This window comes from Amycolatopsis azurea DSM 43854, assembly GCF_001995215.1.
Taxonomy (GTDB): Bacteria; Actinomycetota; Actinomycetes; order Mycobacteriales; family Pseudonocardiaceae; genus Amycolatopsis; species Amycolatopsis azurea.
In genome coordinates, this window is the sequence record NZ_MUXN01000027.1 from 385567 (window position 1) to 392966 (window position 7400).

The 7400-nt window shown below is 70.3% G+C and carries 8 protein-coding genes; 2 read left to right on the plus strand and 6 right to left on the minus strand.

What is annotated here, in order from left to right; translation table 11 throughout:
• Nucleotides 1-30: 30 nt before the first annotated feature.
• Nucleotides 31-2139 carry an elongation factor G-like protein EF-G2 gene (locus tag B0293_RS36680; protein WP_005159105.1) on the plus strand — a complete coding sequence of 703 codons (2109 nt, stop codon included), beginning with the start codon at nt 31-33 and terminating at the stop codon, nt 2137-2139.
• On the opposite strand, the gene B0293_RS36685 is transcribed toward B0293_RS36680, so the two are convergent.
• The 6 genes from B0293_RS36685 to B0293_RS36710 all read right to left on the minus strand — a co-directional run bounded on the left by B0293_RS36685 (nt 2136) and on the right by B0293_RS36710 (nt 6453).
• On the minus strand, nt 2136-2594 hold the full coding sequence (locus tag B0293_RS36685) for an XdhC family protein (RefSeq protein WP_005159107.1): 459 nt from the start codon (nt 2592-2594) through the stop codon (nt 2136-2138). The two genes, B0293_RS36680 and B0293_RS36685, sit on opposite strands and share 4 nt — an antisense overlap.
• 11 nt (nt 2595-2605) lie before the next feature.
• Nucleotides 2606-3088, minus strand: a complete 483-nt coding sequence (locus tag B0293_RS36690; protein ID WP_039918514.1) for a hypothetical protein — start codon at nt 3086-3088, stop codon at nt 2606-2608.
• On the minus strand, nt 3085-4230 hold the full coding sequence (locus B0293_RS36695) for a glycosyltransferase family 4 protein (protein ID WP_039918552.1): 1146 nt from the start codon (nt 4228-4230) through the stop codon (nt 3085-3087). Before B0293_RS36695 ends, B0293_RS36690 begins: the two co-directional genes overlap by 4 nt.
• A 22-nt stretch (nt 4231-4252) precedes the next feature.
• On the minus strand, nt 4253-5170 hold the full coding sequence (locus tag B0293_RS36700) for a phosphatidylinositol mannoside acyltransferase (RefSeq protein ID WP_005159111.1): 918 nt from the start codon (nt 5168-5170) through the stop codon (nt 4253-4255).
• Nucleotides 5167-5808: a phosphatidylinositol phosphate synthase gene (pgsA, locus tag B0293_RS36705; protein ID WP_005159112.1), complete on the minus strand. Its 642-nt coding sequence runs from the start codon at nt 5806-5808 to the stop codon at nt 5167-5169. Before pgsA ends, B0293_RS36700 begins: the two co-directional genes overlap by 4 nt.
• 102 nt (nt 5809-5910) lie before the next feature.
• Nucleotides 5911-6453, minus strand: a complete 543-nt coding sequence (locus B0293_RS36710) for a MarR family winged helix-turn-helix transcriptional regulator (protein WP_039918555.1) — start codon at nt 6451-6453, stop codon at nt 5911-5913.
• Between the two features lie 118 nt (nt 6454-6571).
• On the opposite strand from B0293_RS36710, the gene B0293_RS36715 reads away from it, so the two are divergent.
• Entirely contained in the window at nt 6572-7114 is a 543-nt protein-coding gene (locus B0293_RS36715; protein ID WP_005159116.1) for a YceI family protein, read from the plus strand.
• Nucleotides 7115-7400 lie beyond the last annotated feature (286 nt).

Genomic DNA, 7400 nt, shown 5'->3' on the forward strand with positions numbered 1-7400 from the left:
TACGCGGCATCGTGTGGTGAGGAGACCGGCATGGCCGACAAACAGAGCAAGAACGGAGACTCCGGGGCCGCCGTCGCTGTGGCCGACCCGGCGAAAGTGCGCAACGTCGTCCTGGTCGGCCCGTCCGGATCAGGAAAGACGACCCTCGCCGAGGCACTGCTCGCCGCGTCCGGCACGGTGACGCGGGCGGGTTCGGTGGTGGAGGGCACCACGGTCTGCGACCACGACCCCGCCGCGGTCCGGCAGCAACGGTCGGTCGGCCTTTCGGTCGCACCGGTGCTGCACCAGGACCACAAGATCAACCTCATCGACACCCCCGGGTACGCCGATTTCGTCGGCGAACTGCGGGCCGGGCTCCGCGCCGCCGACGCGGCGCTGTTCGTGGTCTGCGCGGCGGAGGGCGTCGACGCGGCCACGATCGCGGTCTGGGAGGAATGCGCGGCCGTCGGGATGCCGAGGGCGGTGGTCGTCTCCCGGCTCGACCATCACCGCGCCGACCCCGAAAGCGAGATCGCGGCCTGCCAGGCCGCCTTCGGGGCCGGCGTCCTGCCGCTGTACCTGCCCGCGCGCGATGGGCTCGTCGGGCTCATCACGCGTCGCTACTTCGACTATTCGCAAGGCTTCCCTCCCGAGGTAGGCGAGCCGGCGGAGACCGATCTCGCGCGGATGACCGAGGCCCGCAATGAGCTGATCGAGGGAGTCATCGCCGAGAGCGAAGACGAGACCTTGATGGACCGGTACCTCTCCGGTGAGGAGATCCCCGAGGACACGCTGATCGCCGACTTGGAGACGGCCGTCGCCCGCGGGTCCTTCCATCCGGTGATCCCGGTGTGCGCGACGACCGGCGTCGGGCTCGCCGAAGTCCTCGACGGGATCGTGCGCGCCTTCCCGTCGCCGTTGGAACACGTCCCGCCGGAGGTCACCTCACCCACCGGCGAACCGCATCCGGGTCTCCGCGCCGATCCCGAAGGCCCGCTCGCGGCCGAAGTGGTCCGGACCGCGGTCGACTCCTACGTCGGCAGGGTGTCGCTGGTGCGGGTGTTCTCCGGGACGCTTCGCCCGGAGCGGCCCGTCCACGTCTCGGGCCACGGCCTCGCCGAACGCGGGCACGAGGACCACGACGCCGACGAACGGGTCGCGCATCTGTACTCGCCGCTCGGCGCGAACCTGCGCGAAGTCCCGTACTGCGTCGCGGGCGACCTCTGCGCGCTCACCAAGGTCGGTTCGGCGGAGACGGGCGACACCGTCTCCTCGCCCGACGACCCGCTGATCATGAAACCGTGGACGATGCCGGAACCGTTGCTGCCGGTCGCCGTCATCGCGAAGACGCGCAGCGACGAGGACACGCTCGCGCGCAACCTTTCCCGCCTCGTCGCGGGCGATCCAACGCTGCGGCTCGACCGCAACGCCGAGACCAACCAGCTCGTGCTGTGGTGCATGGGCGAGGCGCACGCCGACGTCGTGCTGTCGCGGCTGCGCGCGGGAGGCGCCGATGTGGACACCGAACCCGTCCGCATCAGCCTGCGCTCGACGTTCGCCGGACCGGGCCGCGGGCACGGGCGGCACGTCAAGCAGTCCGGCGGGCACGGCCAGTTCGCCGTCTGCGACATCGAGGTCCAGCCGTTGCCGAGGGGTTCGGGTTTCGAGTTCGTGGACAAGGTCGTCGGCGGTTCGGTGCCCCACCAGTTCATCCCGAGCGTCGAAAAGGGAGTCCGGGCACAGGCCCAGCGGGGGCTCGTCGACGGCCATCCGCTGATCGACATCCGGGTGACCCTCGTCGACGGCAAAGCGCACAGTGTCGACTCGTCGGACGCCGCGTTCCAGACGGCGGGTGCGCTGGCGCTGAAGGAGGCCGCCGCGGCGGGCAAGATCTCGCTGCTCGAACCGCTCGAAGAGGTGGCCGTGCGGCTTCCCGACGAGCATCTGGGCACCGTGCTGGGCGACCTCTCGTCCCGGCGCGGCCGCGTGCTCGGCACCGAATCGGGTGAGGGCGGCCGCACGGTCGTCCGCGCCGAGGTGCCCGCGGTGGAATTGTTGCGCTACGCGATCGACCTGCGTTCGCTGACCTCGGGCACGGCGACGTTCACCCGCAAGCACGCCCGGTTCGAGCCGATGCCGGAAGGAGCGATCGCGAACTAGAACTCGAAGCCGCCCGGCCGTCCGTTCCGATCGGCGAGCAGACCGGCCAGGGTGGCGACAGCGATCTCCGGAGGGGTCCGAGACCCGATGTTCAGCCCCACCGGGCGATGCACTCGCGCGATCTCGGGGTCCGGCACGTCCAGGGCCTTGAGCGCGGCCACATGCGGGCCGGCGTGGCGCGGGTTGCCGAGCACGCCGACCCACCGGGCCGGGTGGTCCAGCACGGCCTTGAGCACTGCGCCGAGCTCGGGCCGGTTGTGATCGGTGACGACCACGTCGGCGTCCGGTCCGAGTTCCGGCACCGTCGTGACGGCCTCGAAGCCGCCCTCGACGTCTGTCGCCCGTGCGCCTTCCGGCTCGAACAACACCGGCGTGTACCCGAGATCCTTGCCGTAGCGCAGCAGGTAGGACGCCACCGGCGTCGCGAACACCGCCACCAGAACGCGCTCGCTCACGGTTCGTCCTCCTAGAGGTCGGGCTCGGCGATTTCGAAGTATTCCGGGAGCCGGGCGGTACCGGCCAGGCCGAAGTACCGGACCTTCCGGCGCCGCCGCAGATGCAGTGTGTCCCGGACGGCGTCGTTGTGCACGCGCCGCGCGATGACGACACGGTGTTCGGCGTCGGTCAGCTCCTCGGCCAGCGCCGTCGGCAAGATCGCTCGGTCGACGCGCGCCAGCCGCAACGTCAGTTCGCTTTCCTCGGCCTCACGGTCCGGCCTCGTCGCCCGCTCGGCACGCTCGGCCAGCGCGCGCAGGTCCTCGTCGCCGAGGATCGCGGCGGCCGCCCTGGCGACGACGGCGCGCCGCGCGAGGGCCGCGTCGAGCGCCGCCCAGCCCGCGTCCGTGCGGACGTGCAGCCGGTCCAGCCGGTTCGCCGTCGCGAGCAGGAACAGCCCGCCCAGCACGACGATCGCGGCGGCCAGGCCGCCGATCCACACCCAGGTCGTCATCGGCTGAACTCGCGTTCACCGGCACCGACCCGCCGGGGGTCCGCGGCGATCGCCGTCTCGTACACCCGCAGGACCTGCGTGGTGACCACGGACCAGTCGAACATCGCGACCCGCTCCCCCGCGGCCGCCGCCAGGGACACCCGTCGTGCCGGGTCGCCGAGCAGCTCGCGCAGTCCGTCGGCCAGCGCCGCCGCGTCGCCGGTTTCGGTCAGCATCCCGGCCTTGCCGTCGTCGAGGACCCGGCGGAACGAGTCCAGCCCGCTCGCCAGCACCGGGGTGCCCGCCGCCATCGCTTCGGTGAGGATCATCCCGAAACTCTCGCCGCCCGTGTTCGGCGCGCAGTAGACGTCGACACTGCGCAGCGCCTGAGCCTTCGTCTCGTCGTCGACCTGGCCGAGCAGGTCGATGTGCGAAGCCAGTTCCGGCCCCGCCTCGCGCCGCAGCTGATCGGCGTCGCCGCGGCCCACGACCAGCAGCCGCAGCTCCTCGAACTCCGGCAGCAGCATCCGCAGCGCCTCCAGCAGGACACCCATCCCCTTGCGGGGCTCGGTGTACCGCCCGACGAAGCCGACCGTGCCACCCGCCCGCGGGTAGCCGTCCAGCGGGAGCGCGCGGGAGAAGAAGTCGACATCGACGCCGTTGGGCACCTCGACCGCGTCACCGCCGGCGTGCTCGACCTGGACCCGGCGGGCCAGTGCCGAAACCGCGATTCGCGCGGTGATCTTCTCCAGCAGCGGCCGCAGCACCGGCTGGAACGCCGCGAGGGTCCGCGAGCGGGTCGTCGCGGTGTGGAAGGTAGCCACGATCGGGCCGTCCGCGACCTTCAGCGCCAGCAGGGAGAGGCTCGGCGCGGCGGGCTCGTGCAGGTGCAGGACGTCGAAATCGCCGTCGCGGATCCAGCGCCGCACCCGGGCGTAGGACACCGGGCCGAACTGCAACCGCGCGACCGAGCCGTTGTACGGAATGCCGAGCGCCTTCCCCGCGGGGACGACGAAATCCGGGACGTCGGAGTCCTCGTCCGCGGGAGCGAGGACCGAGACTTCGTGCCCGCGCGCGAGAAGTGCCTTCGCCAGGTCGATGACGTGTCCTTGGACGCCGCCCGGCACATCGAACGAGTACGGGCAGACGATCCCGATCTTCATGACCCGCGCCTGAGCCATCGGCTCAACTCGCTTCGCCGAGTTCGGCCTGTTCCCCGGCTTCGAGATCGGAGAGCCAGAACTTCTGCATCATGTGCCAGTCGGCCGGATGGGCGGCGATGTCCCCGGCGAAGATGTCCGCCAGCGCCTGGGTGGCCGCCGGGACCTCGGACCGGTTCGTGACCCGGATCCGCGGGTGCAGCCGGATCTGCCAGCCGTCCTCGGTGAACCAGCAGCCCGCGGGGATCAGCGCGGCACCGGTGGTGGCGGCCAGCCGGGCCGGGCCGCCCGGCATCCGGGTCTGCTCGCCGAAGAACTTGACCGGCACTCCGGAATTCGTCAGGTCCCTGTCCCCCACCAGGCAGATCGCCTTGTTCTCCCGCAGCCGTTTGAGCAGCACGCGCATCGCGGAGCTGTCGCCGGTCAGCGGCACGATCTCGAAGCCGAGCGATTCCCGATAGGACACGAACCGCTGGTACAGCGACTCGGGTTTCAGCCGCTCCGCGACCGTGGTGAACCCGCCGAGGTAGTCCGCGAGCCAGACGCCCGCCGCGTCCCAGTTCCCGCTGTGCGGCAGCGCCATCACCGCGCCGTTGCCCTCGGCGAGGGCGGCGTCGAGGTTCTCCACCCCGGTGATCGACTGGGCGACCTTGCGGCTGACCTCCTTGTGGTCCATGGAGGGCAGCCGGAACATCTCGTGCCAGTAGCGCGCGTACGAACGCATCGCGCGGCGGGTCAGTTCGTCGAGTTCGACACCGTCGGCCTGCGGCACGACCCGGGCCAGATTGCTCCGCAGCTGACGTACGCCGCCGCCGTCGCGCCGGACGGCCAGATCGGCGCCGAGCCCGAAGGTCACCGCGCCCGCCGACTCCGGCAGCCAGCGCGCGAGCCGCCAGCCCGCCGCGTAGCCGAAGTCGCTGAGCCGCTGGGAGAACCCGCTCATGCCCCGCCCTCCGCGACGGGTGGCCCGGCCGCCTTGGCGGTCCTCGCCGCCTTGGCCACCGCGGCCGTCCGCTGCAGCAGGGTGATCACCGAAAGCACCGCGAGCAGCCAGAGCGAGATGTCCACGGTGTACGGAACGCCCAGACCGTGCAGTCCGGTTCCCACGAGGGCGATGATCAGGCGTTCCGCGCGTTCGACGAGACCGCCGTCCGCCTCCAGGCCGGAAGCCTCGGCGCGGGCCTTGACGTACGAGATGACCTGCGCGAGCACCAGGCAGATCAACGCGGCGGCCGCGGCCGGGCGGTTGTCGTCGTGGACGAAGCACCACCACGCGATCGCGGCGAACAACGCGCCGTCGACCAGCCTGTCGCAGGTCGCGTCGAGGACGGCCCCGAACGCCGTGCCGTACCCGCGGGCGCGGGCCATCGCGCCGTCGAGCAGGTCCAGCATCGCGAAGCCCCAGACGGTGAAGGTGCCCCACAGCAGCATGTCGTTGGGAAAGAACCCGAGCGCGCAGAGAACCGCCCCGGCCGTGCCGATGACGGTCATCGCGTTCGGGGTCAGACCGGCGCGCACGAGCACCTTCCCCATCGGGTCGGTGACGCGGGAAACGGAGGCGCGCGCGAAAATGTTGAGCATCGGTTCTTCAGGTGCACCTAAGCAGCAGGGTCGGGTGGCCGCCCGAAGCCTATCCACCCGCACCGACGCCCGTCGTCGTGCCCGCCCTGGAGTGACTCCTGGTCAGTCCGCTTTGGCCAGTTCGGCCGTCTCCCCGATGTCCGCGAGGGACTCTTCCCGCAGGGCCATTTCCGCCTCCGCCGCGGCGCATTTCGGCGACAACCCCGCCACCACGGCCGCGCTGATCTCTCCGAGCGCCTTCACCTGTTCGGGGGTCAGCGGATCGAAAAGGCTCTCGCGCACGGCCTCGACGTGCCCGGGTGCGGCCTCCTCCAGCGCGGCGAAACCTTCGGCGGTGAGCACCGCCCAGGAACCGCGTTTGTCGGTGGGGCAGGACTCACGGCGCACCCAGCCATTCGCCTCGAGCCGCGCGACCGCGTGCGAGAGCCTGCTTCGCGACGCCTTGCGCGCGTCGGCGAGCTCGCTCATCCGCAACCGGCGTTCCGGCGCCTCGGACAGGGCGACGAGCACTTCGTAGTAGGTGTGGGGCATGCCCGCCTCGTGCTGAAGCTGGCCCTCCAGATGCGCTTGCAGCATCCGCGTGGCCGCGGAGAAGTCGCGCCAGACTTTTTGCTCCTGGTCGGAGAGCCATCGAGGTTCGGACATGACACCCATACTACCCCTGGTTGAACGCTCAACCAAACTGCGCTACAGTCATTGTTGAGCGCTCAATCAGGCGAGGGTTCACCACAGACTCACACAGACTTTTTGGAGACCGACTCTCATGACCACCACCGAGATCCCGGGCTACGTCGCGGGCAAGTGGACGATCGACACCGCGCACTCCGACATCGCCTACACCGTGAAGCACCTCGGCCTGGCGAAGTCCCGGGGCAACTTCACCGCCTTCACCGGCGAGGTCGTCACCGCCGACAACATCCTCGACTCCTCGGTCACCGTCGAGATCGACGCCTCGTCGGTCGCCAGCGGTGTCGACGGGCGTGACACGCACCTCAAGTCCGAGGACTTCTTCCACGTCGACGAGCACCCGGTGATCACCTTCCGCTCGACCGGCATCCGCGAGGACGGCGGCGACTACGTCATCGACGGCGAGCTCACCTGGCGCGGCAAGACCGTCCAGGTCTCACTCGAAGCCGAGTTCAACGGCATCGGCACCAACCCGGCGAACGACAACGCCACCACCATCGGCGTCTCGGCCAGCGCGACCGTGAACCGCCGCGACTTCGGCATCGGCCCGGAGGGCAACGCCTTCCTGTCCGAGAAGGTCAAGATCGACATCGAGCTCCAGGCCGCCCTCAACGCCTGAGGCCGCAGCACCAGCCCGAGTGGTCGTAGCGGCTGCGCGTGAAGGCCCCCTTCCCTCGACTGAGCCGAGGAAAGGGGCCTTCACGTACTTCGACGGGCAAGCGCGGGTATCGAGGTGGTCATGAGTGGCGATTCGGGTTCTCTTGAGGGGTAAGGCAAAGATGGCGAGTTCGTGGTCTCGGTGGCGGATGTTCCCAATGTCGCATTTGAGTCGCTGAGCGTCTCAGATGCGACATTGGGAACAAGGACCGGGAGCAGGCGGCCCGGCGGTGTTGCGAAAGCCACTT